The sequence below is a fragment of the Humibacter ginsengiterrae genome, assembly GCF_054780115.1.
This window is the reverse complement of record NZ_BAAGWY010000013.1, coordinates 42,674-67,192: the sequence shown is the minus strand read 5'-3', so window position 1 is coordinate 67,192 and position 24,519 is coordinate 42,674. Positions and strand designations below refer to the sequence as shown.

21 protein-coding genes are annotated in these 24,519 nt (G+C 64.5%); 14 read left to right on the top strand and 7 right to left on the bottom strand.

Annotated elements, in window-relative coordinates:
• The first annotated feature begins 373 nt into the window (after positions 1-373).
• The 3 genes from ACYVII_RS14800 (at position 374) to ACYVII_RS14790 (ending at position 1,404) form a co-directional block, all read left to right on the top strand.
• Positions 374-631, top strand: a complete 258-nt coding sequence (locus ACYVII_RS14800; RefSeq protein WP_460536427.1) for a type II toxin-antitoxin system Phd/YefM family antitoxin — start codon at positions 374-376, stop codon at positions 629-631.
• A gap of 1 nt (position 632) precedes the next feature.
• Positions 633-890, top strand: a complete 258-nt coding sequence (locus tag ACYVII_RS14795) for a type II toxin-antitoxin system YoeB family toxin (protein ID WP_460536424.1) — start codon at positions 633-635, stop codon at positions 888-890.
• 115 nt (positions 891-1,005) lie between these two features.
• Positions 1,006-1,404: a hypothetical protein gene (locus ACYVII_RS14790; protein ID WP_460536422.1), complete on the top strand. Its 399-nt coding sequence runs from the start codon at positions 1,006-1,008 to the stop codon at positions 1,402-1,404.
• Here ACYVII_RS14790 and ACYVII_RS14785 read toward each other — a convergent pair.
• Positions 1,401-4,013 (bottom strand): AAA family ATPase, encoded by a 2,613-nt coding sequence (locus ACYVII_RS14785; protein ID WP_460536420.1) that lies wholly within the window; start codon positions 4,011-4,013, stop codon positions 1,401-1,403. The two genes, ACYVII_RS14790 and ACYVII_RS14785, sit on opposite strands and share 4 nt — an antisense overlap.
• Before the next feature lie 854 nt (positions 4,014-4,867).
• Here ACYVII_RS14785 and ACYVII_RS14780 point away from each other — a divergent pair.
• Positions 4,868-5,413: a hypothetical protein gene (locus ACYVII_RS14780; RefSeq protein WP_460536418.1), complete on the top strand. Its 546-nt coding sequence runs from the start codon at positions 4,868-4,870 to the stop codon at positions 5,411-5,413.
• A 91-nt stretch (positions 5,414-5,504) separates the two neighbouring features.
• On the opposite strand, the gene ACYVII_RS14775 is transcribed toward ACYVII_RS14780, so the two are convergent.
• Complete coding sequence (locus ACYVII_RS14775; RefSeq protein ID WP_460536416.1) at positions 5,505-6,149, bottom strand: DUF1345 domain-containing protein; 645 nt, start codon at positions 6,147-6,149, stop codon at positions 5,505-5,507.
• Positions 6,150-6,462: 313 nt separating this feature from the next.
• Between ACYVII_RS14775 and ACYVII_RS14770 the strand changes: the two genes are divergently transcribed.
• From ACYVII_RS14770 to ACYVII_RS14760, 3 genes are all read left to right on the top strand, one after another.
• Positions 6,463-7,713 (top strand): LCP family protein, encoded by a 1,251-nt coding sequence (locus ACYVII_RS14770; protein ID WP_460536414.1) that lies wholly within the window; start codon positions 6,463-6,465, stop codon positions 7,711-7,713.
• A gap of 74 nt (positions 7,714-7,787) precedes the next feature.
• Complete coding sequence (locus ACYVII_RS14765) at positions 7,788-9,356, top strand: glycosyltransferase family 39 protein (RefSeq protein ID WP_460536412.1); 1,569 nt, start codon at positions 7,788-7,790, stop codon at positions 9,354-9,356.
• Between the two features lie 265 nt (positions 9,357-9,621).
• The gene (locus ACYVII_RS14760) at positions 9,622-10,860 is read left to right on the top strand and encodes a hypothetical protein (RefSeq protein WP_460536410.1); all 1,239 of its coding nucleotides are present in this window, start codon (positions 9,622-9,624) and stop codon (positions 10,858-10,860) included.
• 84 nt (positions 10,861-10,944) lie between these two features.
• Here the strand turns inward: ACYVII_RS14760 and ACYVII_RS14755 are convergent, their stop codons facing one another.
• Entirely contained in the window at positions 10,945-11,265 is a 321-nt protein-coding gene (locus ACYVII_RS14755) for a response regulator (RefSeq protein ID WP_460536408.1), read from the bottom strand.
• 180 nt (positions 11,266-11,445) lie between these two features.
• Between ACYVII_RS14755 and ACYVII_RS14750 the strand changes: the two genes are divergently transcribed.
• The 4 genes from ACYVII_RS14750 (at position 11,446) to ACYVII_RS14735 (ending at position 16,883) form a co-directional block, all read left to right on the top strand.
• Entirely contained in the window at positions 11,446-11,832 is a 387-nt protein-coding gene (locus tag ACYVII_RS14750; protein WP_460536406.1) for a hypothetical protein, read from the top strand.
• A 185-nt stretch (positions 11,833-12,017) separates the two neighbouring features.
• On the top strand, positions 12,018-14,543 hold the full coding sequence (locus ACYVII_RS14745; RefSeq protein WP_460536404.1) for a phosphatidylglycerol lysyltransferase domain-containing protein: 2,526 nt from the start codon (positions 12,018-12,020) through the stop codon (positions 14,541-14,543).
• Between the two features lies 1 nt (position 14,544).
• Positions 14,545-15,591 (top strand): acyltransferase family protein, encoded by a 1,047-nt coding sequence (locus ACYVII_RS14740; protein WP_460536402.1) that lies wholly within the window; start codon positions 14,545-14,547, stop codon positions 15,589-15,591.
• Positions 15,588-16,883: an alpha/beta hydrolase gene (locus ACYVII_RS14735; RefSeq protein WP_460536400.1), complete on the top strand. Its 1,296-nt coding sequence runs from the start codon at positions 15,588-15,590 to the stop codon at positions 16,881-16,883. Before ACYVII_RS14740 ends, ACYVII_RS14735 begins: the two co-directional genes overlap by 4 nt.
• A 27-nt stretch (positions 16,884-16,910) precedes the next feature.
• On the opposite strand, the gene ACYVII_RS14730 is transcribed toward ACYVII_RS14735, so the two are convergent.
• On the bottom strand, positions 16,911-19,259 hold the full coding sequence (locus ACYVII_RS14730; RefSeq protein WP_460536397.1) for a transglycosylase domain-containing protein: 2,349 nt from the start codon (positions 19,257-19,259) through the stop codon (positions 16,911-16,913).
• Between the two features lie 111 nt (positions 19,260-19,370).
• Entirely contained in the window at positions 19,371-19,592 is a 222-nt protein-coding gene (locus tag ACYVII_RS14725; RefSeq protein WP_460536510.1) for a hypothetical protein, read from the bottom strand.
• Positions 19,593-19,995: 403 nt separating this feature from the next.
• Here ACYVII_RS14725 and ACYVII_RS14720 point away from each other — a divergent pair, with 403 nt between their 5' ends.
• Entirely contained in the window at positions 19,996-20,673 is a 678-nt protein-coding gene (locus ACYVII_RS14720) for a response regulator transcription factor (RefSeq protein WP_460536395.1), read from the top strand.
• The gene (locus ACYVII_RS14715) at positions 20,670-21,875 is read left to right on the top strand and encodes a sensor histidine kinase (protein WP_460536393.1); all 1,206 of its coding nucleotides are present in this window, start codon (positions 20,670-20,672) and stop codon (positions 21,873-21,875) included. Before ACYVII_RS14720 ends, ACYVII_RS14715 begins: the two co-directional genes overlap by 4 nt.
• A gap of 176 nt (positions 21,876-22,051) precedes the next feature.
• Here ACYVII_RS14715 and ACYVII_RS14710 read toward each other — a convergent pair whose 3' ends face one another.
• Positions 22,052-22,456, bottom strand: coding sequence for a hypothetical protein (locus ACYVII_RS14710; RefSeq protein WP_460536392.1), 405 nt, complete (start codon positions 22,454-22,456; stop codon positions 22,052-22,054).
• Between the two features lie 103 nt (positions 22,457-22,559).
• Positions 22,560-23,252, bottom strand: coding sequence for a DUF998 domain-containing protein (locus ACYVII_RS14705; RefSeq protein ID WP_460536390.1), 693 nt, complete (start codon positions 23,250-23,252; stop codon positions 22,560-22,562).
• 85 nt (positions 23,253-23,337) lie between these two features.
• Here ACYVII_RS14705 and ACYVII_RS14700 point away from each other — a divergent pair, with 85 nt between their 5' ends.
• Positions 23,338-24,015 (top strand): TetR/AcrR family transcriptional regulator, encoded by a 678-nt coding sequence (locus ACYVII_RS14700; RefSeq protein ID WP_460536388.1) that lies wholly within the window; start codon positions 23,338-23,340, stop codon positions 24,013-24,015.
• Positions 24,016-24,519 lie beyond the last annotated feature (504 nt).

The window sequence follows — 24,519 nt, the reverse complement described above, 5'->3', positions numbered from 1 at the left end:
TCCCGGTAGCTGCGATCACGAGTGTGCAGCGGGGGTGAAGCGAGGGGAGGGATCGCTTGCTAAGCGCAGGCCGGCACGGCCGGAGTCTGCAAAAAGAGACCGGAACGAACGCAGGCGACGCGGCACGCTACGATCGATCGGCGGCACGGCGCTGCAACGTCGGTAGTGGGCAGGCATCAGCGCCTCTCGGAGTTGGAGCTTGACCGATAGAGACGCGGCACATGGCACGGCGTAGTCAGTGCAGTGTGGGAGCACGTCGCCTGATGGAGTCGGTGTAGGTTACCGACGAGAAACCCCGAGCCCCGCACAGCTCATCGGCCGCTGGCGGAGCCGACGACCACCGGCGTACACTTTTCTGTACAGGAGGTGGATCGTGAAGACGATGAGTTACACGGAGTCCCGCGCGCGCTACGCTGAGGTGTTGGATTCGGTAACGGATGATCGTGAGGAAGTGGTCATCACGCGCGCCGGTCATGATCCAGTAGTGATGGTCTCGCTGGAGGACTACGAGTCGCTTCGTGAGACGGCGTACTTGATGCGCTCTCCGGCGAACGCCCGCCGACTGCTGGATGCGATGGAGCGCTTGGAATCCGGGAACGGCGAGGTTCACGAGCTGATCGAGACGGACTGAGGTGCGGCTGGTCTGGGACGAGAACGCGTGGGAGGACTACCTGTGGTGGCAGGGCCAGGACCGCAGGATTCTGAAACGTGTGAACGCGCTGCTTGCCGACATCCAGCGCCACGGCAACGACGGCATCGGTAAGCCTGAAGCCCTCAAGCACGACTTCGCGGGGTATTGGTCCCGGCGTATCACCGACGAGCACCGCCTGGTCTACAAGGTGGTCGACGACGAAGTCCGCATTGCCGCCTGCCGCTACCACTACGCATAGAGCCTTCGTCTCGGACGAACCGGGGAATGTACTAGAAGGACCCGCCGTGTCCCGGGGTGTGTCGCCTACCGATCGGCTGGTGCATCGCGTCACGAGCTCGCGCGATGATGTTCGTGTGAACGGCGAACGACCTGCTCCGCGTCCGGAAGGGGTCTCAGACCAGCAAGCAGTCGATGTGTGCCGCGAGTGGATGATCTACCTGGGCGAGTTTGACACCATGGTTGCGACGGGAGACGCCGCGCTGGTCTGCGACCTGTATAGCTCGCGATATGTCGCCTTTGTGAGCAACGAGCGCGGCAACATAGGAATGCCTTTGGTCGATCGTGCTGTCGCTCTGGTCGCCTCGGATGGCCGTCGAGGGCTGGTCTTTCACTCCGGAGGAACACGTCCCGCTGCTGGCGAGTTTGCTGACGCAAACGGGATCGCACTGATCATGTTTGATCCGGAGAACGGTGACATCGAGGCGCGAAATCAGGTAGCAGTGCCGATCTGTCGCGAATATCGGCTGGCCTAGATTTGGGGAGCCACCTGTCGGTTGGAACCCGCAAGGCCAGCAGCGGGTCCCGCGGATGAAGCCGCTCGGGTGAGTTCTGCTGCAGCGGCCTTACGTGTTGCGTCCATGGTCGCCTCGACGTTTCCGCGGCGCAGCATGTCGGCGAGCTCACTTTTAGCGCTCCTCGCCGTCGGTGCTGCGATGATGACGTTGTTGTTCTTTCGTCCTCGGGTAAGTCCGACGTAGAGTCCGGCTGCGTTGACGCCGGGGCCAACTAGTGATCGATCAGTTGTTTCGCCCTGGGCGCCGTAAACAGTGGTCGCGTAGCCAAGGTGAAGGTGCTGCCTCGCATACTCGTGACCGATGCGACGGAACTCGGTGGAGTCAGATGCGGAGGTAAGCAGGATCGCGTCATCCGTGATACGTACGACTGTCCAGCTCTGCCGGTTCTCTACCCCGGTGCGGGAGTCATTGCGGCGTGTTTGGACCAGGTCTCCTTCAAGGATCATTTGTTCTCCCTGCCCGGCCACGGTTCGATCCGTGTGCAGCGAACCGTCATGGACACGCCGCGCCTGGATGGCCTCGCTCACTACCTGTGCTTCTGCGTGTGTGGCAGTTACGAGGGAAATGGACTCGCGCGCTCGTGACGCATCGAACCACGCCTCGACCATGACATCGGACGCTTCATTGGTGTTGCTTACCAAGTGCACGTGACCGGTGTCGACAAGCCGGGCAGCGACATTGCGGCGCTCCTCGGCACCATGAGCACGTCTTAGCTCGCGTGTGAACTCGCCCCAGTCCGCATCCTTGAACCGATGGATGTCAGTCAGCTCAACATTGTTCACGCTTGCTCGTCGCATGAGTTCCATGGCGCCGGAGTGGCCGACAGGGAGTGCTTGGTTGGGGTCGCCGACAGCAGTCAGGCTTGCCCCCGTTTCGTGGATGATCGAGAGCAGCGCGTTGGTGGCATCCAGGTCGAGCATGCCTGCTTCGTCGACAACGATTCGGTCGTGTGGTCCCACTCCCTTGTCTCCGGGCCCGAAGTAGGGCAGACCTGTGGTCGCGTCGATCTCGCCGACGCAAAGCCGCGACCACACGGTGCGTCCAGCGGGATCAACATCCCAGCGCCAGCCATAGGTGTGGAGGAGTTGGTGCAGCGAAGAAGCATCGGTTCCGGTCTCGCGACCGGCCACGGTCGCTGCCTTCTTCGTGGGGGCCACCACGATCATCCGGCGACCTTCGAGGTGTAATGCTGCGGCAGCGACCTTTAGCATGGTCGTCTTGCCCGTGCCGGCTGCGCCGATCACTGTCACCAAACGATTCGTCCCGGCGATCGCGGAGGCACCGTCCAGTTGCCCTTCATCGAGTTGCTTGTCTGGGCTGACAACTGCGGCTACCTGGGCGATGACGTCTAGCTTGGCGGCCGCACCCGTTGTCGGGAGGAGCTCGAGGCGCTGCGCAACAGACACCTTCGCGGTCACTGTCTCGGTGGCCACAAGGTGCTTCACATGCTCAGGCGCTGTCCGATCCTCGAGGAGGTGGACTGTGTGGGCGGTCACCGCCTTCTCGACCAGCTCGTCAATCAACGAAGTGAGATTGTCGCGCTCGGTAACAAGACCAACAGAGGAGAGCGCCCGGAGGACGCCGGCGCGGACGTCGAAGACGGAAAACCGGCCGCCGGTGCCGGTGGAGCGGCCGTCCGCATCCACGACAGCTTTCGCGGCCACCAAGTCCGCATCGATGTCCGCCACGGCAACGGGGGTCACCGCTGCCGCTGGCCGCGTGGTCAACTCCGTATCGGTGGTGCGGATCTCTTCCTTGATGATGGCCGCCCAGTCGTCCTCATCGAGGTCGTGCGGCTTGTTCGGCCGACCGGTGGCCCATGCCCACCGGTCGATCTGGTTCAACACGTCTCGCGACGGTTCCTCACCCGGATACTGTGACCGCCACCAGTCGAGACGATTGCTCCGGTTCTGTTCGATTTGGGCTGATCGCTTCGACAACGGCCGTACCAGATGCTGCAGCTGCTCAATCTCTCCGTCCGCGTTCAGGGTGAACCCCTTGGCCGCGAGAGCCTGGATCCAAGCGGGATCGGTTCTAGCGGCGAGATCTCCCTCGGCGTTCACCACGTTCTGGAACCGCAACGCCACCCGGGTGTCCAAGTTCGACCAACGACCGTCTTCGCCTTGGACTTTGACGTTCAACCAGAGGTGTCGGTGCTTGTGCGGATCCAACGACCGAGAACGTTCGTGCTTCAGCTCCACGACCTCAACCCGGGCAAGGTCCTCCCGGACCTTGCCGCCGGCACCACGCCTAGCGTTGAGTTCGGTCTGCCAGAGATGGATGACCCGGTCCCGTAACCGGTCCTGCAGATCCTCGTAAGCAGCGTTGAGTTCCGGATCCAGGAGTGCGGCGATGGAGAACGACTTGGGTGCGTTCACGGTCGCATCAAGGACCAAGTCAGCGGCGGGGGACTCGAGGTCACGGCCGCGGCGTTCCCCGGTGAGTGGGTCGAGACCGTCGACCCACGACCGCAGCTGCTTCCGGCTGAGGAGGTCGTCGCGGATGATGCCGGCTTCGCAGATGTACCGGGTCATCACCGCGTCCGCATAATCCGCGGCGGCGATCACCCCAGCAGCGTCACGAGCCGTGAGGGTGGCGTCACAGACCCCGCCGAAGGCGTACGCGACCGCTTGCCTCACTCCTTGTGAAGCAACCCCGCGCTTCCACCGTGCAACACCGCCACGCACAGCCTCCAGAGTACTCCTGTCACTGCAAAGTGCCTGCGTGCATCACCATCTTTTCGAATCATCATCTTGAGTCACCAATACTTGTTCCCAAGCATCTTCTTAGCTCCGTGGTCGTTCGTCGGAATCTCGCTTGTTGCTTGATCAATCTCGAGATCTGCCCCGTTGTCTCTTCGTTCGTCGTCTTAGCTTCGAGGGATTCTGCGCCGATAGTTCCCGGAGCGAAGGCGGACCGCGTCGAGCCACGTCGCAATTGGTGTGCCGGGTTCCCAGCCCAACGTGGCACTAGATGGGGCTCTTCACGATCGAGGATGTAGGTGGGGTCGGAATGAACCGTCCCAGGTCGAGGTAGCGGACACCGGCCCTGAGGTAACCCCAGCCACCATCCTCGTTGAACCGGCCCTGCGCGCTCTTGTCATTCGACCGGAATCGACACCGGGTTCGAGATAGCAACGTCGCTGCGCCTGTACCCGTCGCGGGGTGTGATGCGGGTCGAACTGGTGGCGGCCTACTCTGCACCGAGCACGGATTCGGCAGTGGTGGACAGCAGAGCATTGATTCGCGGAAACGTATCAGACGCAGACCCAACCGGTCCGCGGGTCCGTGAATAGTCCGTCCCGGATCCGCGGGTACTCATCGCATTCGGTCATGCTTCGCCCAGTTCTGGCGCATAGCGTGATGACCCGCTACTGAACCGGAGGTGCGACCTGAAGAAGCTCTTCATCGCCATACTCACGGTGGTCCTGCTCGCCATTGGTGCCTGCCTCACGGTGTCCCTGGTCGCCACAGGTGGCCTGTCGCGTGTGAGCGAGGCCATGACACCGGCACCGGAATGTCCCCGCGTGCCTCCGGTCACTGTGGGCAGTATCGTCGTTCCCGCGGGGCCGGTCGCCGGGTTTTGCCAGCCCGAGCTAGTGATGGCTGCCCATATCATGAATGCGGCACACGACCAGGGCATCGGAACGCACACCCAAGCAGTTGGCGTCATGACAGCGATCGGTGAGTCCGGGCTACGGAATCTAGACCACGGCGACACCGCCGGGCCGGACAGCCGCGGACTCTTTCAACAGCGGGACAACGGTGCATGGGGGACACTCGCCGACCGAATGGATCCGTACACTGCTGCAACGCACTTCTTCGACAAGCTGACCAGCATCGACGGCTGGCAGACGATGGACCCCAGCGAACTCGCGCATCGGGTACAGGGCAATTCCGATGCCGGCTACTACTCCCAGTTCTGGGCAAAAGCGCAGGCGATCGTCACTGCACTCCAACCTCAATGAATCTGAGTACGATTCGTGCTACTGCTGGAACGGCTGATCGGCAGAGGGATGCCCCGAGGCCGAGAACGCCGCTCGGTAGCCGACTGGTGTGTCAGCCGAGTCCGGCGACGAGGTTGATGACGGTGGCGAGGATCGCCGTACTGAATACGTAGGACAAGAGCGTGTGACGGAGGACGACTCCGCGGAACCGGGCGGTAAGCAGGTTCGTGTCGGACACCTGGAAGGTTTGGCCGAGGTCGAAGGCCAGATAGCCGAAGTCGACATAGCGGGCGTCGTCGACCGGGCCGTGGAAGTCGATTCCCCCGATGGGCTCGGTGTAGTACATCCGGGCGTACCTGAGCATGTATCTGGTGTGGATGATCGCCCACGAGGAAGCGACGGTGAGCAGAGCGAGTGCAGCAGCGAGATCTTGGCCGATTCCGTGTAGTTGGTGAGCACGGATCAGCACCAGGGCGACGGCCCCCAAGCTCGCAATGCTGGCGGCGAGTACGACTGATTCACCAACTGTCCGGCCGGGGTCTTCCCGTGTCGCGTGTGCCCGTGTCGCTCGGGCGTCCATTCGGCCTAGAGCCGACCAGACCCACGTGACATAGAGACCGCTCGCAGCGATCCATCCGGCGGCAAAACCGAAACCAATATCTCCGATGGACCCGACGATCAGTCCAACAATGCATCCGACTGCGGCGACGATGATAAGCCGTACCCAGGCGCGGCCTTGTGAACGTTGTTGAGACATACGTTGAAGCTATCTGCGAGCTGTTGAGGTCTCTCCAAGTTCCTAGCGAGGACGACACCTGGATGTGGGGGACGCCATCGAAGACTGGCCGATTTCCTGCATGAGATTCAGTGCCGACATGTGCGGCTTCTCACCTGGCCGAGGAAGACCTGAGGGATCGTCTCATCCTGGTTCCTCATGCTTACCGGGATGCCTCCCGCGACCGGCGGTCGCACCGCCACTGTCGGGGGCATCTCGAATCTTGTTCGGAGTAAACGATTGGTGGCCGATGGTGCAGCACGAGTCGCGTGCCTCTGCGCGTGATGCGGCGCACGTGCGTCCGGGCATCGCTAGGCACGGGAAGCTGCACCGGCGCCCGTGGGCCACTCTTGCCAAGGTTCTGGGGGCGGTCGTCGCAGTCGCCGTGGTCAGCGTGTTGGGCATCGCCGGAGTCGCCGCGGTCAACCTCGTCAGTGATGTGAAGAAGAGCGTTCATCTGGCCGGGCACGAGCAGCAGATCCCGTCTATCGCGGCGTTGAAGGGCGGAGTGAACATCCTGATGGTCGCCTCCGACACCCGTACCGGGCAAGGCGGCTCGTGGGGCACGTTGGCGGACAGTTCCGGGGTGGGCAACAACGACGACAACGTGCTCATCCATCTCTCCAGCGACCACAGTCGGCTGACGGTTGTGCAGTTTCCTCGTGACCTGATGATCCCGATTCCAGCCTGTCCTTCATCCGGTGGGGGCTCCACGCCGGCGCAGAGCAAAGCGCAATTGAACACCACGCTGTCCGAGGGCGGGCTCTCTTGCGTCGTCCTGACCATAGAGAAGCTCACCGGCATCCAGATCCCATTTGCGGGTCTGATCACGTTCGAGGGCGTGGTGGCGATGTCGAACGCGGTCGGTGGTGTGCCGGTGTGCATCGGTGGGCAAGGCATCCACGACCCTGATACCAGCCTGAACCTGCCACCTGGGCAGGTGACCCTGCAAGGTCAGGATGCGGCGGAGTTCCTGCGCACCCGGCACGGTGTCGGCGACGGCTCTGACCTGTCGCGGCTGAGCAACCAGCAGGTGTTCTTCTCGGCGTTGGCCCGGACGATCATGAGTAACGGCACCCTCGGAAACCCGGTGAAACTGTGGGGTTTGGCGAAAGCAGCATCGAGTAACGTCACTCTGTCAGACAGCCTCGCGAACGTGGCGACGCTCTATCAGATCGCTTCCGCTGCGAAGGATCTGCAATCGTCGAACATCGCCTTCATGCAGTACCCGGTCCTGACCGACCCGGACAACAGCAACCGCGTAGTACCTGACACGGCATCGGCGCAGGCTCTGGACACGGCGCTCGTCAACGACCAACCTGTGGTGCTCACTGGGGGAGTGGGTCAGGGCTCGGTCACCTCCGCGCCGACACCATCACAGCCGCAGAGTGGTGCCACTTCGCCGTCGTCACCAGCAAGCGGTGGTAGCGCGGGGGCGGGAACGCCCACCGGCACCCCAGCACCTGCGTCGACACCTGTGCAACTGGGTGGAAACGTGCACGGCCAAACAGCCGCGACGCAGACGTGCTCAAACGGTGCCGGGTAGTGAAAGCCCTGAAACTATCCGAAGACAGCCGTAACGTGGGTCGTTTCTAGGAGCTGTTCGCATCGACTGGCAGTGTGCTGCTGACCGAGACCGCAACCCGTTCCGAGTCGCGCCTGGTGCTGCAGCATCGCCGCCGTGCGCTGGTTCCGGTGGCTCTGGGTGCGCTGGCCATGCTCGCGAGCGTGACGGGGTCGTGGGTTCCCTCGCTGTGGGGGGATGAGGCGGCCAGCCAACTGGCGGCCAGGCGCTCCCTGACTGGCCTGTTTCAGCTGGTGCAGCATGTGGACGCGGTTCACGGGACCTATTACCTGTTCCTCCACTTCTGGGTGAAGGTCTTCGGGTACGGCCCGTTCGCGATCCGGTTCCCGAGCAGTGTCGCCATGGGCGTGTGCGTCGGCTTGGTGGTGTGGCTCTGCATCCGGGTGGCCACGATGCGTCTCGCGGTGCTGGCCGGTGTCATCTGCGCCGTGCTCCCACGTCTGACCTATGCCGGCGCGGAAGCGCGTTCGTTCGCCTTCGACGCAGCAGTCGCGGCCGGGCTGTGCGTCCTGGTGGTGGAGATCATCCGCAGGCCCGGCCGGCACCGGCGACTGTGGGGCTGCTACGGGATGCTGCTGGCAGTGGGAACGTATTTGTTCCTGTACACCGGGCTGGTGACATTCGCGGTCGGCGTGTTCCTGCTGGTCACCCCGTCGGTGCGGCGGCACTGGCGCGGATGGCTGATCGCTAGTGTGTGCGGCCTCGGCGCTGCGGTACCGATCCTGATCATGGCTTTCCTGGAGCGGGCACAGATCTCCTATCTGAAGGGCGGCGACTACGCGTCCTGGGACGTCCTGTTCAAGCAGATGTGGTTCGGAGATGTCACGTTCGCAGTGGTGGGCTGGACCCTGATCGGAGTCGCGGTGCTGGCGCTGGGGTGGCAGCTGATTCGGATCAAGCGAGGATGGCCGGCACCCGATGCCAGTGTCCTGGCGTTGTCCTGGGTGGCCGTCCCGACCGGTCTGCTGCTGATTGCGAATGCGGTCTTCCCGTTGTTCACCGCGCGGTACGCGGCGATCACCGCACCCGCCGCCGGCATCCTGATCGCGGCAGGGATCCAGGCTCTCGCCCGAGTGGTGGCGCGGGTAGTCCGGTACCCCGCTGCTGCCACCTGGGCGTGCGTCGTCCTGACGGTCGCGGTCGTCGTAGTCGCGTCGCCGAATTGGGCCGGGCAACGCGGCCCGTATTCAGAGAACCAGTCGGATTGGAATGAGGTCGCCGCCACGGTGCGAGCGCACTCCCAGCCCGGCGACGGCATCATGTTCGACGGTGGAGCGCGGCCGTCCCGGCGTCCACGACTGGCGTTGGACACCGCGGCGCCTGGCGCGTTCGGTCCGGCGCGTGACGTTCTGCTGAAAACCCCGTTCACCCGGAACGACACGTGGTACGCGGCCACGTACTCGGTGAAACATGCTGTGGAGCGGGGCCGCTTCGACCATATCCATCGCGTGTGGGTGGTCGAATACCGGACTCCTTCGGGTCTCTCCGTTCCGCACCGTCCCGATTCGTACGGTCTCGCTGCGCTCGAGAAGCTCGGATACCGGAAAGCCGATGCGTTCTCGCTGCATGCCAGCGTCGTCTACCTGCTCACGAAGACCCCGTAACGATGCCGCCCACGTCGGCGTACCTGTGAAGCGGGTTGGCGCTTCTGATCGATCCACTCAGACTGGGCGCTCCGAGCCGTATCTGGATGGTTCCTGTGCAGCATGAGGATGCGATGGGAGCATGGTGCCGGTCCTTGCCCCGAGTCGAACAGCTGAGCATGCCCCGGGCACGCCCGTCACCACTGTCGCCAACGGATCGAGACAGCGGCGGCACGTTGCGGCACGAACTCTGCTCTTCATCGGCTTGGGCGTCGGCGGAGCAGTCTTGCTGTGGTTTCGTCTTCCACCGCTGGCTCACGACACATTGTGGGCGGAAGACGGCAGTCTGTTCCTGGCTGGCGCGGAGCAGCACGGCCTGTTCGGTGCGACCTTCCTCCCGTACGCCGGATACCTGCAGTTCCTGCCCCGGCTGATCGCCGGAGCGGTAGTGCAGTGGCTGCCGATCACCTTCTGGGCATACGGGATGACCGCAGGAGCCTGCCTTGTCACCGGCGCCGCATCGTGCGTGGTGTACGTAGCTTCCCGCGATGTCTTCGGCAGCCGCTTGCTGCGTGTCATGCTCGCCGCCGTTGTGCTGCTGGTCCCGTTGGGTCCGCGGGACGTGCTGGGCAACCCGACGAACCTGCACTCGGTTCTGTTCTGGATGTGCTTCTGGATTCTGCTGTTCAGGCCGCGGAGCCGGCCGAGCGCTGCCGCGTTCACGCTGATCGGATTTGCAGCAGCGGCAAGTGAGATCCAGACCGTCTTCCTCCTGCCGCTGCTGATTCTCGCGCTCCGGCGACGTCACGGCTGGGTTCTCGTGACGGGACCGGCCGTCGGGATCGGCGCGCAACTGGTCGCCACGGTGCTGGCACCGCGAACAGCGGCGACAGCGGCGCAGGATTCACCGGCATCCATCGCAGCCGGCTATCTCGTCAACGCTGTCCTGCCGAACGTGTTCCCGCAGAACATGATCGGAACCGTCCTGGCGCATGGAGGTCTGATCGTCGCCGGTGCGCTGTTGCTCCTGCTGACCGGAGTAGTGCTCATGGCGTGGCGGCACACAGGGACCCCGAAACGGGTGGCGATCATCTCCGCAGCGGCACTCTCGGTGCTGGTGTGGACGGCGTCGGTCGTGGACAACCCGGCACCGTTCTACAACTACGCATCGTTCGCCTCGTCGCAGCTGCTGCACGTGTGGTTGACCAGATACGGGGTCGTGCCCGCGATGCTTCTGCTGGGCATCGCCCTCATCGCCGCGGACGCTCTCCTTCGCGCGCCCGCAAGGCATCGAAGACTCACTCGCGCGATCGCCGTCAGCACCGTTGTCATGATCGGGGTGTGTCTGATCGGCAACTACATCCCGACCTACACGCGTCGTTCCGCCGGGCCGAGCTGGTCGGCGCAGATCCCCGCCGCGCAGGAAGCATGTGAAGGGCAACCGGACGGGAAGCTCGTCAACCTGAATGAGACGCTCGGGTGGAAGGTGCCGGTCTACTGCGGGTACCTTCGCCACGGATCCTGACGGACCGGACTCGCGCGTCTCGGATCGCCAGCGAGCCGGTGCTGTCATCCGATAGTGCGAGATGATGACACCGGTGTTGGTCGTTCAGGCGTGAAGGTGATCAACTCTCGTCCAAGGGGAGGCGGACCAGGAATTCGGCGCCGCTTCCTCGTATTCACCGTCCTTCGCAGTCAGCATGAGGATCGGCACATCCAGCGGTGTGGCCCGGATCTGCCGGCAGACCTCGTAGCCGGAGAGTCCCGGCAGCATGATGTCCAGGACGATGACGTCGAAGTCGCCTTCTTGTGCCTGCCACAACCCATCGACACCATTGCCGGCAACCTCGACCACGAATCCTTCGGCGCGCAGCCCGCGGGCGACAGCGTCGGCGATGACGGGCTCGTCCTCCACGATCAGAACACGCATGGCCATCCTCCGTTCCGCCGTGCTGCTCGCCGTTGTTCTCTGCTCCAGTATCCCGGCAGTGTGTTCCCTGTGAGGTGTCCCGGAACGCTCTCCCAGGGCTTTGGCTGCTGCTCTTATCGGACGCTTATCTGTGCTTGCGACGGTGCTGTCGTGTTGGATCCCCCAACCGAAGGAGATGACATGAACACGTTGAAGAAGGCCACCGTTGCCAGCGCCCTGGCCTTGGGTCTGGTGATGGCCGGAACCGGTGCCGCGTTCGCATCCGGCAGCACTCCGTCACCGAATACGACGCCGGTCACCAGCGCCACTCAGGGAACGACGACCGGCACCGATAAGCCGGAAGTGAACGACCCGAAGGAGACCGCGGACAACGAGAAGGCGGAAGCGAACGATCCCGCCGAGGCGAAGACCGAGGGCACCGAGACCAGCGACGGCAACGACGGCGGGCACCAGGACCCGGACGGTGTCGACGTCGGTTCCACCGGCGGCTCGACCAGCGGTAGCACCGGTGGCAGCAGCTCCAGCACGAGCACACCGTCCGGACACAGAATGGCTGCAGGCCGTTGATGGACACACAGCAGGAAGGAGGTCTGCCGGCAGGCAGCGCTGCTAACCTGTCCCGAGGCCTTCAGTGAAGGCGTCGGGCATGGGGGACCGCCTATCGGGGCGCCTCGCCGGGTTCGATTTCCCGGGTCCTCCACCATCTCCACCGGTCCACGACGTCCGCCCGGCTCTTCTCGCAGGGAGACCTCATGCCCAGTCCTGAGCCGTCCACGAGCGTGCGCTCGCTTCCGCTTACGCCGATGGCGCGCGCCGTCGTCACGTTTGTGCAGAGGCGCCCGTTCACCGTGATCGTGACCGCGGTGATCCTGCTGCTTGCAGTGTTCGAACAATCCCTGTTCGGAACGGTCCGGATGATGCGGTGGGACATGGGTGCCGGTCTCGAGCCGATCGTGGAGCAGGGACATTGGTGGGCTGCATTCACCTGGATGTTTTTCACCACCGGGATCGCCGCGCTCCTCGTGGCCCTGGTTGCATCCGTAGTGCTACTAGGCATCGCGGAACGGGTGATGGGTGTCTGGCGCACCGTGATCGCGTTCTTCGGCACGGGAATCGTCGGCGTCCTGGCCGGGGTGGCGGTGCAGTTGGTCGGTTCCGGTACCGGCGAGTTCTGGTCCCGGAACACCCTCGAGTTAGTCACGTTGGACCCGCTGACACCCGTCGCGGGCGCGGTGATGACCGCGAGTGGGTTCATGAGTGTTTTGTGGCGGCGCCGGGTGCGGGTGCTCACGCTTCTTGTTCTGCTCGTGTTCCTGCTCTACTCAGGTCACCCAGGCGATCTCTACCGGCTCTTGGCCGCCCTGACGGGTCTGCTGCTCGGCCTGCTGCTGCGGCCGAACAAGCACGTCGCCAGGTGGGTGCGCGGGTCCGGGCACGAGATCCGAAACCTCCTCGCCGTGATCGTCGCGATCAGCGCGGTGGGACCGGTGATCGCGTTCGTCTCCGGGTCACGGTTCGGGCCCTTGGCACCGATCGTGGACCTGCTGCTGGAACAGTCCCCGAACGCGCAGGAGACCGTGCCGCAATGCCAGGCGTTCCATATCACCCGCGGATGCGTGCACCTGCTCACCCTGACCCGGATCAGTAACCCGGGTGCTGTTCTCGTCTCGATCGCACCGCTGATCTTGCTGCTCGCGTGCGCGTACGGGTTGCTGCGGGCACGGCGGTTCGCAGTCTGGGTCGCCGCGGCTGTGAACCTCATGCTCGGCTTGCTCAGCGCGTTCTACTTCGGAATCCTTCCGGTCATCGGCGTTCCTTACGCGCTTCACCGGCCGACTGGGACGAACTGGGAGATCCTGCTCGGGCTCCTGCTGTCCATTGCGCTACCGCTGGGCATCGCGGCTGCCCTGATCGTGTTCCAGAGCAACTTCCCTGTCGTGCCCTCCCGCAGGCGGGTACGCAACTACCTGCTTCTCGTGGCCGGTGCCGCAATCGGGTTGGGCATCCTCTATGTCGGTGGAGGTCTTCTGCTGAGGGACACTGCGTTCACCAGGGTGGTCGGGCTCGGCAACCTGCTGGGGGATGTGCTCGACCGGTTCGTTCCGGTGTCGTTCCTACGACGGGAGACGCTCGACTTCCTCCCCTCCACCTTCATGGGCGGGCTTCTCTACTACGGCGTCGGCCCCGTGTTCTGGGGCATCGTGATCATCGGCGCGTGGTGGCCGATGATCGACAGCCCCGCCCGTTCCCATACCGGGGAGATGTCGGCGGTGCGGGAACGGTTGATGGCCGGCGGGGGAGACGCCCTGTCGTTCATGGCCACCTGGCCGGGGAACTGGCACTGGTTCGACCCCTCGAGCCGGTTTGTCATCACCTACCGGGTATTCGGACGTGTCGCGCTCACGATTGGCGGACCATTCGGAGCCCGGGCCGGACACGAAGCAGCAATGGGCAGGTTCGCCAGGTTCTGTGACGACCACGGTTGGATACCGGTGTTCTACAGCGTCGACGCCGGGTACGAAGGGTACTTCCGGTCGGTGGGCTGGAACACCATGGTCGTCGCTGAGGAGACGATCATCCGACCGGAGAACTGGCAGACGACGGGGAAGAAGTGGCAGGACATCCGCACCTCCATCAACCGGGCGCAACGCGCGGGAATCCGCGCGGTCTGGACCCGTTACGCGGACTTGTCCATCGGTACCGCGAACCAGGTGGCCGAGATCTCAGAGCAATGGGTGTCCGACAAAGCGCTCCCCGAGATGGGATTCACTCTCGGCGGTCTGGACGAACTCCGTGATCCCGCGGTGCGTTTGATGCTCGCGATAGGTGGTGACGGGGTCGTGCATGCGGTGACCAGCTGGTTGCCCAGCTACCGGGACGAGAAGGTGATCGGCTGGACCCTGGACTTCATGCGCCGGCGCAGCGACAGCTCGAACGGCGTGATGGAGTTCGTCATCGCGGAGACGGCCGCGAAGATGCGGGACGAACGCAAAGAATTCCTCAGCCTCTCCGGCGCCCCGCTGGCCCACACCGCCAGCAACGACAACGCCGAAGGGATCGATCGTCTCCTGAACTATCTGAGCGAATCCCTGGAACCGGTCTACGGTTTCCGGTCGCTGCTGAAGTTCAAGAAGAAGTTCCAACCCGAGTTCCACCCCGCGCTGATGGCTTACCCCGACCCCACCGTGCTGCCCGCTATCGGGCTGGCGCTGACCCGCGCGTATCTGCCGCAATTATCGATGCGCAACGCCGGGTCATTGCTCCGGGCGGGCAGCTGAAGTGCGTGGTGGAGGCACCGAGACGCCGGCGCACGGCGGCAGCAGGCCGGCGTTTGCGGGCGGGTCACGGTCCGGCGCTGTAGACGCGGTCCGGGTGGTGGGCATTCTCGCCGTGGTCGCGGGCCACACCTTGTCGTTCCCGGTAGTGCGTCCGCTGCTGTACAGCTGGCATGTTCCGTTGTTCTTCTTCCTCTCCGGCTACTTCTTCGCCCGCAACCGGACCGTGACAGACGAACTGAAGCGCCGCTCCCGCACCCTTGGCCGTCCCTATCTCGCCTGGTTCGTACTGATCGGGATCGTGTTCGTCGCCCTCGACTCCACCCTCGAGAGCGCCACTTGCGTGCGCCTGTTCGGCCCGTTCGTCAACGGTCAGCACTCTGCCATGCCGTACACTACGTTCTGGTTCGTCGCCGTCCTGTTCTTCACGACCGTGCTCCTGCGCTGCCTGTGGCAGCTGCCACGTCCGGTCCTGTGGCTGATCGGGATCGGGGGAGCGGTCGCCGGGTACACCATCGGGGACACGCTCGCTCGAACACCGCTGTCGGTCGGCTCAGCGCTGCCTTGCCTGATCTTCCTCCTGCTAGGCGGCCTCGCCCACGACCTGCGGCCACGCATCGCAGCGCCGGGCTCGGTGGGTCTCGGCCTGCTGCTTCTCGCCGGGATCAGTATCGTCACCGGGTTCTCCGCGCCGGTGGATATCAAGCAGGGCGACTTCGGAACCCCGGTACTGAGCACCCTTGTCGCCGCCATGATCTCCTTCGGACTCATCCTCGTCGTCGAAACCGGATTCACGGTTCTCGGGGAACGCAGCGGGCGGATAGCGACACAGCTGTCCTACGCCGGGTTCATGGTGGTCCTCACCCACCCGCTCGTGCTCTGGCTGATCCTCACCTTTGGACCCTCCATCGGTCCGTGGCTGCTCTTCGCAACGTGCGCCATCATCCCGTGGGCTGCCGCCCTACTGGCGCTGCGAACACGTTTCGCAGCCTGGCTGACCGGGATCGCCCGCACGCCAGACGCCGCGATTCGGTCGGGGATTCACCCATGACGCACTGGCTGTTGACGCTCCGGATCGATAAGAGCAGCTTCCTGATGCCGTTGGATGTGCTTGTCGCGCTGCTCGGCCTCTACCTGCTGTTCAAGTCCGCGCGCCCCAGATGGCTGCTACGCACCATCGGGGCGGCGATCGTCGGCGCCGCGATCGGGTTCCTGATCACCTGGCTCGTCAGCGACGTCTGGGACGTGTTCGGGCTCCCGTTGACCACGATCACCAGGATGTGGGTCGCCATCGCGTTCGCTGGCGTGTTCCTCGCCGTAGCGAACCTCTGGGGGACCATGTGGTGGCGGAAAGTGATCGCCCTGCTCGCCATCCCTGCCGTGCTCCTGGCCGCCGGTGCAGGCATCAACGTCGACTACGGCGCGTACCGCGACCTGAACGACGCGCTCGGAATCGTCCCGTACCCGGTCATGCCTACCACCCACCTGACCGGGCACGTCGGAACGATGGACCCCAACCTCGGCAAGGACTGGCAGCCGCCGGCAAGGATGCCCACGCACGGTCTGGTGGGAACAGTGCGGATCCCAGCCACCGCCTCACACTTCGCCGCCCGGAAGACCATCCTGTACCTGCCACCAGCGGCGCTCGTCCCGAACCCGCCCGTGCTGCCCGTCGTGATGCTCTTCGCCGGCCAGCCAGGAGCACCCGCAGACGTGTTCACCTCCGGCCGTGTCGCCTCCACCTACGACGAATACGCGGCGGAACACCACGGGCTCGCGCCGATCGTGATCGCACCAGACCAACTCGGACACCCCGGACAGAACCCGATGTGCGTCGACTCACCACTCGGGAGCTCCGCCACCTACCTGACCGTGGACGTACCGAATTGGATCCGCATTCACCTGAACGTCAGCTCCAGCGGCCGGTACTGGGCTGTCGGCGGTTACTCCCAAGGCGGAACCTGCGCCATCCAGTTCGGTGCCGGTGACCCGCAACAATTCGGCTCCGTCATCGACATCCTCGGAGAACTCGCGCCCACAATCGGAGCGAACACCATCGCCAAAGCGTTCGGCGGCTCCGCCACCGCGTACAACGCCGCGAAACCGTTGACCCTGCTGGCCAAACACGCGCCCTACCAGGACAGCTACGCCATCTTCGGAACCGGGCAGAACGACGCGAAGTACACCCGGTACGCGAAGGTCATGGATGCTGCGGCTCGGAAAGCGGGAATGAGAACGGAACTGATCATCTCCGGCAACACCGGCCACGACTGGAACACGGTCCGCTACGTGTACGCCAGAGCCCTCCCGCGCGTCGCGGACCGGATGGGTCTCGCGGGCTGAATCAGGTGCACGCAGATCTGCACGCGCTCAACCGTGAGTCGGGCCCGGGGCGGGCAACCCTGTTGTCGGTGGATTCGAGCCGCCGCCGGAGCCCTTACCGCCTCCTCCGCCATGCCCAGACCCTTTACCGGTGCCACCGCCGCCTGGTGTCCCGTTGCTTCCGCCGCTCTGAGGCCCATTGCCGCCGGAGCCGTTGCCTGTGCTTGGTCCTGTCTTCCTTTGCGCACCGTAGATGAGCGTGCTGGGGGGCGATGCGAACGCTGCACCGCCGTATGCGGCGTCCAGCGCGGACAGGATCAGGCGGTCGGCGTAGAACTTCGAGTACGCCAGCTCGGTGCCGTTGTAGCTGTAGGCGCGGAGGTCGTGGGAGCCGGAGATCTGTCCGACCCAGATCGCGTTCGCCACCTTGGAGCTCGACGTCACCAGCCAGTTCTGACCGTAGTGATCGGTGGTGCCGGTCTTGGCGAGGATCGGCGTGCCGTCGTGCGGGTTCGCTGACGTCGCGGTTCCCGAGGTGATCACGTGTTCCAGGGTCCACGCGAGCGCGGCGGCCACCGTCGGCGGGATGGCCTGCGTGCAGGTCGATTTCGGAACCGCCAGGTTCGAGCCGTCGTTCGTCACGACCTTGTCGATCGCGATGTTACTGCAGAACCTGCCGTTGTTCGCGATACCGGCGTACGCGGTCGCCATGCTCAACGGCGCGATGTAGTTCGTGCCGATCACCATCGAGGGCACGATCTGGAACGGGTTCTGTGTGGGTGAAGCGGAGTGCACGCCCAAAGCTTTCGCCACGTCGGCGATGTTGCACAGGTCCAGTTGCGTCGCCATCTGCATGAACGCGGTGTTCACGGATGCCTCGGTCGCGGCCAGCACGCTCATGTTCCCGCCCTCGGAGGAGGAGTCGTTGCTGACCGGGTACGAACCGCCACTCAGCCGACCGCCCTGGCAGGAGGCGGTGAAGGAGCTGAAGGGGAACGGGTACCCGGAGTAGTGGGCATTGACGTTCTCGTATGCGGTGTGTCCAGCCTCGAACCAGGCGCCGAGGTCGAATGCCTTGAACGACGACCCGGTCTGGAACCCGTTCGATCCGCCGTAGGCGTTGTCGGTGTTGTAGTTGACTGCGGTCGTTCCCGCTGCCCCGCTCCCAGTGTCGTCGTATGCCTTGTTCTCGACCATCGTCACAATGCGGCCGGTGCCGACCTCGACCGAGACGTTCGTACCGCCGATGTCCACCACCGGATGCGTGGCTGGAACGTACTTGCTCAGTGCGCTCTGCGCCGTGTTCTGCAGGTCGAGGTTCAGCGTGGTGTACACCTTCATTCCGCCGCGCTGGAACCGGAGCTGCCGCTGGTCCGCGGTCTTTCCGAAGGTCGGGTCCTGCAGCATCACGTGCTCGACATAGTTGCAGAAGAAGCCGGCGTCGTACGCGGCAGCCGATTGACACCCGGATGATGTCGACGTGATCTTCGGTGTGATCGGAGTGGTGACAGCCTGCTTGTACTGCGCCTGGGTGATCGAGTGATGCACGAGCATCCGCTGCAGCACGTAGTTGCGGCGAGCGAGCGTCAGCTTGAACTTGTTCGTCGCGTTGTTCGCCGGGTTCGCGGATGCGTCCTGGTCGATCCGCAGGTTGGCCGGGTTGTTCAGCATGGCGACGAGGGTCGCGGACTGGGGGAGCGTGAGGTCTTTCGCGTCGACGCCGTAGTAGTACTGCGCGGCCGCCTGGATGCCGTACACCTGGCCGCCGAACCCGACGATGTTCAGGTAGGACTGCAGGATGTCCGACTTGCTGTACTTCTTCTCGAGGCCAACCGCGTACCGCATCTCCTGCAGCTTGCGCGCGATCGTGACACCCGCCGCGTCGTGGTAGCACTGCTCGAAGACCGTCTGCTGCTTCTTCTGCACCGCCGCCGATGCGTTCGGATCCACGACGTCCTGCTGGTCGCAACGCTGAATCAGCACGTTCTTCACGTACTGTTGCGTGATCGACGAACCGCCTTGCACCTGGTGACCGAGTGCTGTCGAGAGGGCACCGCGGATAGTGCCCAGCAAGTCGATGCCGCCCTCCGAGTAGAACCGTGGATCTTCGGTGTCGACCGCGGCATCCTTCGTCGATTGAGCGATGTCGTTCCACGACACGTCCTGCCGGTCCTGCGCGTAGAACGTGGCGAACGGCACCTCCTGGCCGCCCTTTGACGCATACAGAGTGGTCCGCTGATCCAGCGGCTGCAGAGCGAGGTAATCCGGTAGGCCGTCGAACGTGTTCGTCGCGTCACTCACCGCCAGCGACGTGACCGCCACCGCCGGTGTCACCCCTGCCGCCACCAGAATTCCAGCCACCGCGCTCATGGCGACGAAGCCGGCCAAAGCTGTCATGGCGCGAGTAGATCTGGATCCCATCCAATGCAAGCTACGAAAGAACACTGGCTGTCCCGTGCACGCCTTCTATATGTCGTTTCAGGCTCCAGCGGTCGACGACCGTGCCGGTCAGTCCTTGATCTGCACCCGGCCGGCCGCTACGGCACGGTGCAAGCGCGTCTTTGCCCGCTGAGGCGCGATGACGACCAACGCCGGATACGTGACGGCAGCGACGGTGACGTGCATCAGGGCGAGCACGAGAACGCCTTGCGGGACTTGCCCGAGGCGCCAGATCCACACATCGGGCTCAAACGAGACGACCGTGACGAGCACGGTGAACCACAAGAACAGCCGCGCCGCACGGAAACTGAGGAGAGTCGTGAGTGGTCATCCGACACACGCCACGATCACGCCCATTGCCGTAAGCCTGCTGTAGCCGCCGAAAGCGAAGTGCGCGTAGCCGGCAGTCGAGGGGAACAATGCCTCACCGGCGAGCACGGGAAGTGCGCAGGCCGCCACGGACCCCACGACGGCTACCGCAGTCGCGACGAGAAGCCGCCACCACGAAGGCTGTCTCGATCCGAAGGGAAGGCCGATGCCGAGCCGACGCGGGAGTGGCCGGGTGCGGCCGCCTCTCGTGTGACCTGCGACATGCGCTCTCCGTTTCCATGGCGATACTCGAACGAATTCGAGCCGACCGTATAAGCGGGAACTCAGCGCATTCTTGGAAGCCGTGCCTTCCTATACTGCGAGGATGATGCAGGGGGAACCAGTGCCGCGTGTGCTCGTCGTCGAGGACGACCGTCGACTTGCATCGATGCTGGCCGACCTCTTGGCCGCAGAAGGCTACGACGTGGTGCTCGCCCATGACGGACAGCGCGCCCTGCACGAGGGACTGACACGGGAATTCGATGTCATGGTTCTCGACCGGGGACTTCCGGTACTGGAGGGCCTGGACGTCCTTGGCCGCCTTCGCGCAAAGGGGATCGCGACGCCGACTCTGGTGCTGTCGGCACTCGGGAATCCGGCCGACCGGGTGGAGGGGCTGAACCGCGGCGCTGAGGACTATCTCACCAAGCCGTTCGACGTGGACGAACTGCTGGCCCGGCTACGGGTTCTCCGACGTCGGCTGGCATCGACGGCGCGAGTACTGCCGGTCCCCGGCGGCCGCTTCGACCAGGATCGCCGTGAGGTGACAACCGACGCGGGCGAGGTCGTCACGCTGTCGGAGCGTGAAGCCGACCTATTGGGCCTCCTCGCTCGTCGTCCGCAGCAGATCTTCACGCGGGACGATCTCCTCGCCACGGTATTCGCGGATGCCGACGACACCGGCGTCGTCGATACGTACGTGCACTACGTGCGCAAAAAGCTGGGCCGCGGATGCATCGTGACCGTGCGCGGCATCGGGTACGGGATCGGGCGAACCACATGAGCACCACCGAGGCGACGGAGTTGCGGCGAACGTCCCGCCGCCTGGCGCTCAGCTTCGCCGCGCTGATGGTGGCTCTCGTCGCGATCGTCGGTGGAGTCGTGTTCGCAGTCGTCGTCGCAGGCCAGAACGAGGCAATACGGCAGTCGCTCATCGACGCGGAGCACCTGGATTCGCCCCGTGATGCCGCACCCGGCATCTACATTGCGATCGTGGAAGGCGGAAGCACGACGGTCTCCCCTGACGCACCGGACGGATTCCCCGACCGTGCGGCACTGAACCGAGTAGGTCGCACCGGAACGCCCGTCGACACGACGGAGACGTTCGGCGGCCGCGACTTCGCGGTTCGCACCGATAGCGACAGCGGGCGCGTGGTCCAGGTAGCCGTCGACCGCCGCGAAAGCCGTGATGAGCTGCAACGCCTGGCCATCGCGTTCGGAGCGGCCGGGCTGATCGCGGTCGTCGCGGCAGCCTTCGCGGCAGCCTGGATGTCCCGCCGAGCTATGCGGCCGATGGCGCAGGCGCTAGCGCTGCAAAGACGGTTCGTGGCCGACGCTTCCCACGAACTCCGCACCCCCCTCACGTTGCTGAGCACTCGCATCCAGCTGCTGCGGCGTCGCCTGCCTGCCGGCGACAGCACGCTGGCTTCCGGAGTAGAAGAGGTGGTGCAGGATGCGAAGTCCCTCACGGAGATTCTCGAGGACCTTCTTATCGCGGCCGATCCGCGGGCATCGGCCGAAGCCACCGAAGTGGACCTGACCGCGATCGCCGAGAATGTCGTCGCTAGCGTAAGGGCGGACGCGTCCGGCCGCGGTCTTTCGGTTCTGCGCACGGGCGCCGACGGCCCGGTGATCGTCAGAGGTGCGAAGATTGCGCTCTCCCGACTCGTCGTCGCCCTCGTGGCCAACGCATTGGACCACGCCCGTTCTGCAGTAATCGTCCATGTGGCCTTGCACGGTGCGCACGCCGTGATCCGGGTAGGCGACGACGGCCCGGGCTTCCCGTCTGAGCTACACGACCGAGCGTTCGAGCGCTTCGCAGGCACGCGCAGCGGCGCGACGCAGGATGACATCGGAGGCTCCCGCCATTATGGGCTGGGACTCGCTCTGGTTGCCGAGGTGGCCGCCCGACACCGCGGCACCGTCTCCATCGATCGTTCCGCAGCGGGAGGGGCCGAAGTTGTGGTGCGACTGCCGCGGGCCTAGGACGGGGGTGAACCGAACTACACAAATCCGGCTGGCGTGATCTTGCCTCTTTCGGCAACGACCAGATTTCGCGGATCGGCCTGCTGGACGGGAACCATCCCGAGCGAGCAGCCGATGGCGCTGTGGACAACCGGGGCTTGTCAGTCCGGTTCGAGACGTCGCTCTGGGAAGCTCGCTCATGACTCAGATATTGGTCGTCTTCTGGGCCGCCAGAACGGTGGGCCTTGGATTCTTGCGGCGCCGATCAGGAAGAGAATTGCATAGGCGAGGTCGACTGGTATCAACCCGTACCGGGCTGTCGCGGCGGCGGTGATGGCGTCCAGGCATTGGATCAGCGCGGTGAGGGTCATCAACACCGCAAGGGCGTGCCACAGGCGCAGTGCCAGGGTTGCACCGAGCATCAGAGCGATCCCCGCGTTTCGGGTGACGAAGTACAGCGCATACTCTTGACCGACCGGCGATAGTTGATGAGCCGGTGTCACCAGCGCAATAGCGGCACCGGTGGCCGTGAGCGCCGCCCCCACGATCACCAACGCGATCAACCACCATGGCGCTGCCCGCCAGACGGTGGAACTTGCCAAGCGTGACCATCGTGTCGGACCCGCTTGTTCCGATGAGCTGTGCATGGAGGTGCTTCCTTCTTACTGCTTGCGTGCTTCTTATCTGATGGCCACGCACTGCGGTCTACCGGGATGCGTGTGGGATACGGCCGCCGTGAAGAAGGGTCCGCGCGGTCAGGGCGATGATGAACGTGGCGACAGCAATAGTGGCGAGCTTCTCAAAGATTCCGCCCCCTCCGGTGGGGGTCGTGAGTGCTCCGAAGGCCGCTAGAAGGCCCATCTCGACCAGCGCAGTAGCAACGGCAGCAGCAGGCCAGCCACGCCAGCCTGGCAGCCCCGGGAGCCGGGCAGCCAACGCGAACAGGCCGATGACAGTAGCGATCAGGCTCAGGTACGACACCACGTTGTGGACGGGCCCTTGATGCACGACCCCAGTGGCTACCAGTGCGAGCCCGCTGAGTATCCGCGTTGCCGGGTACAAAATTGCGGCCCGGCCGGGAGCCAAGGCAACGCGCCATCCCCATGCCGATACGACCATAACGACGCCGTACACGATGAAGTTGACAGCCTGTACCCACCCGCCGGACCCGATTGCCAGGGCGCTGATCGGGTCGACAAGGGTGCGGTAGCCAGGTCGTAGCAGTCCGTCCAGAAGGTACACGGTGGGAAACAGTGCCGCGCCGACCAATCCGGCGATCAGTGCGGCGCGGGCCGCTGGAGGCACCGGCACGCATGACGGGTAGCCGCCGCCGCTCGAGGCGTGCACGTCGTCGTCGGCCGCATGCGTGGGTGGGTTGGATGGATCAGACAGGTACATGATGACTCTCTTACCTAACGCGTGTAACCTTAGTTCTGAGCTAACGCCTGTTAGCCTTAGTTGTCAAGGGTTGAGGGAGAGTCAGATGGAAGTCGTCGAGACCGATCAGAACACGAAGGATTCACCAGGCACCGCTGCCGGAGCTGGGCCGCGGGCGCGTAACCCACGCGGTCAGGGACACCGTTTACGCGCCGATCTGGTGCAAGCGGCGAAGGAGTTGCTCTCCGACTCCGGCGACCCGCGCGAGCTTTCCTTGCGGGCGGTCGCCAAACGAGCCGGCGTCGCCGCCCCGTCCATCTACCGCCACTTTCCCAACGTTGACGGCATCAAAGTCGCGGTCGTGCAGGACTGCTTCGCCGACCTCGATCACGCTCGCGCTGCAGCCGCCGAGGGAATCGCCGACCCCGCGAAGGCGCTGCTAGCCCGAGCACACGCGTACTGCCACTTCGGGTTGGAGCATCCCGGGCACTACCGGCTCATGTTCGGCCCAGACGCCGACTTGCCGGCATCCCTCGTGTACGAGTCCGCCGACTCGCCAGGACGAGCCGCTTTTGAGTCTCTGGTCGCCGGCGTCCGGGCATGCCAGAGCGCCAACTTGGCGAATACCAGAACAGATCCCGTCGAGCTGGCAACGGCGACGTGGGCACTCGAACACGGCCTGGTCACGCTCCGGCTGAGCCGACCACACTTTCCCTGGCCACCGCTCGACAACATTCTCACCAGCAGCCTCACGCAAATGCTCGGGCTTCGTTCCGGACAATAGTGGATGTCGCCGCGCCTGAGCCCGGAAACACCGACGCCGTCCAGTACACACGACACACTGTGCCGGTCGCCGTCGCGTAGCAGAGACATAGCTGCTTCGCGGCTGGTGTCCAGCCCACCTAAGAAAGTTGGAAGATCCTCCGCCGAGAGTTGTATGCAGACGCCCCATCTCGGAAGGAGCCACGATGAACGCCAGAATCCGCGGAAAGCGCCTTGCCCGCACCGTGACCACACTGCTCGGTATCGGGAGCGCCGCGATCGCCGTGATCGCAGGTGCCGCTTTCTGGAACGGAACCGCACAAGCATCCACCGGCTCGTCGGCGGGATCGCACGCCTCGGGTGCCTCGTCGAATTCCACGTCGCGTTCTTCATCCACGCCTACCTCGACGCCGTCGACGTCGGTCGGAGGGCCCGCGAATACGTCGTCTGGCGCGAATACTCCTAGTACCAGCCCGTCGAGTTCTGCCCCGTCGAGTTCGTCCGGCGCGGCGAGTTCGTCCGGTAC

Bases quoted from the DNA above. Each gene is read 5' to 3' on its own strand.
- ACYVII_RS14775 (WP_460536416.1), bottom strand. From the start codon at position 6,149: ATGTCTCAACAACGTTCACAAGGCCGCGCCTGGGTACGGCTTATCATC.
- ACYVII_RS14755 (WP_460536408.1), bottom strand. From the start codon at position 11,265: ATGCGTGTTCTGATCGTGGAGGACGAGCCCGTCATCGCCGACGCTGTC.
- ACYVII_RS14750 (WP_460536406.1), top strand. From the start codon at position 11,446: ATGAACACGTTGAAGAAGGCCACCGTTGCCAGCGCCCTGGCCTTGGGT.
- ACYVII_RS14745 (WP_460536404.1), top strand. From the start codon at position 12,018: ATGCCCAGTCCTGAGCCGTCCACGAGCGTGCGCTCGCTTCCGCTTACG.
- ACYVII_RS14735 (WP_460536400.1), top strand. From the start codon at position 15,588: ATGACGCACTGGCTGTTGACGCTCCGGATCGATAAGAGCAGCTTCCTG.
- ACYVII_RS14730 (WP_460536397.1), bottom strand. From the start codon at position 19,259: ATGACAGCTTTGGCCGGCTTCGTCGCCATGAGCGCGGTGGCTGGAATT.
- ACYVII_RS14720 (WP_460536395.1), top strand. From the start codon at position 19,996: ATGATGCAGGGGGAACCAGTGCCGCGTGTGCTCGTCGTCGAGGACGAC.
- ACYVII_RS14715 (WP_460536393.1), top strand. From the start codon at position 20,670: ATGAGCACCACCGAGGCGACGGAGTTGCGGCGAACGTCCCGCCGCCTG.
- ACYVII_RS14705 (WP_460536390.1), bottom strand. From the start codon at position 23,252: ATGTACCTGTCTGATCCATCCAACCCACCCACGCATGCGGCCGACGAC.
- ACYVII_RS14700 (WP_460536388.1), top strand. From the start codon at position 23,338: ATGGAAGTCGTCGAGACCGATCAGAACACGAAGGATTCACCAGGCACC.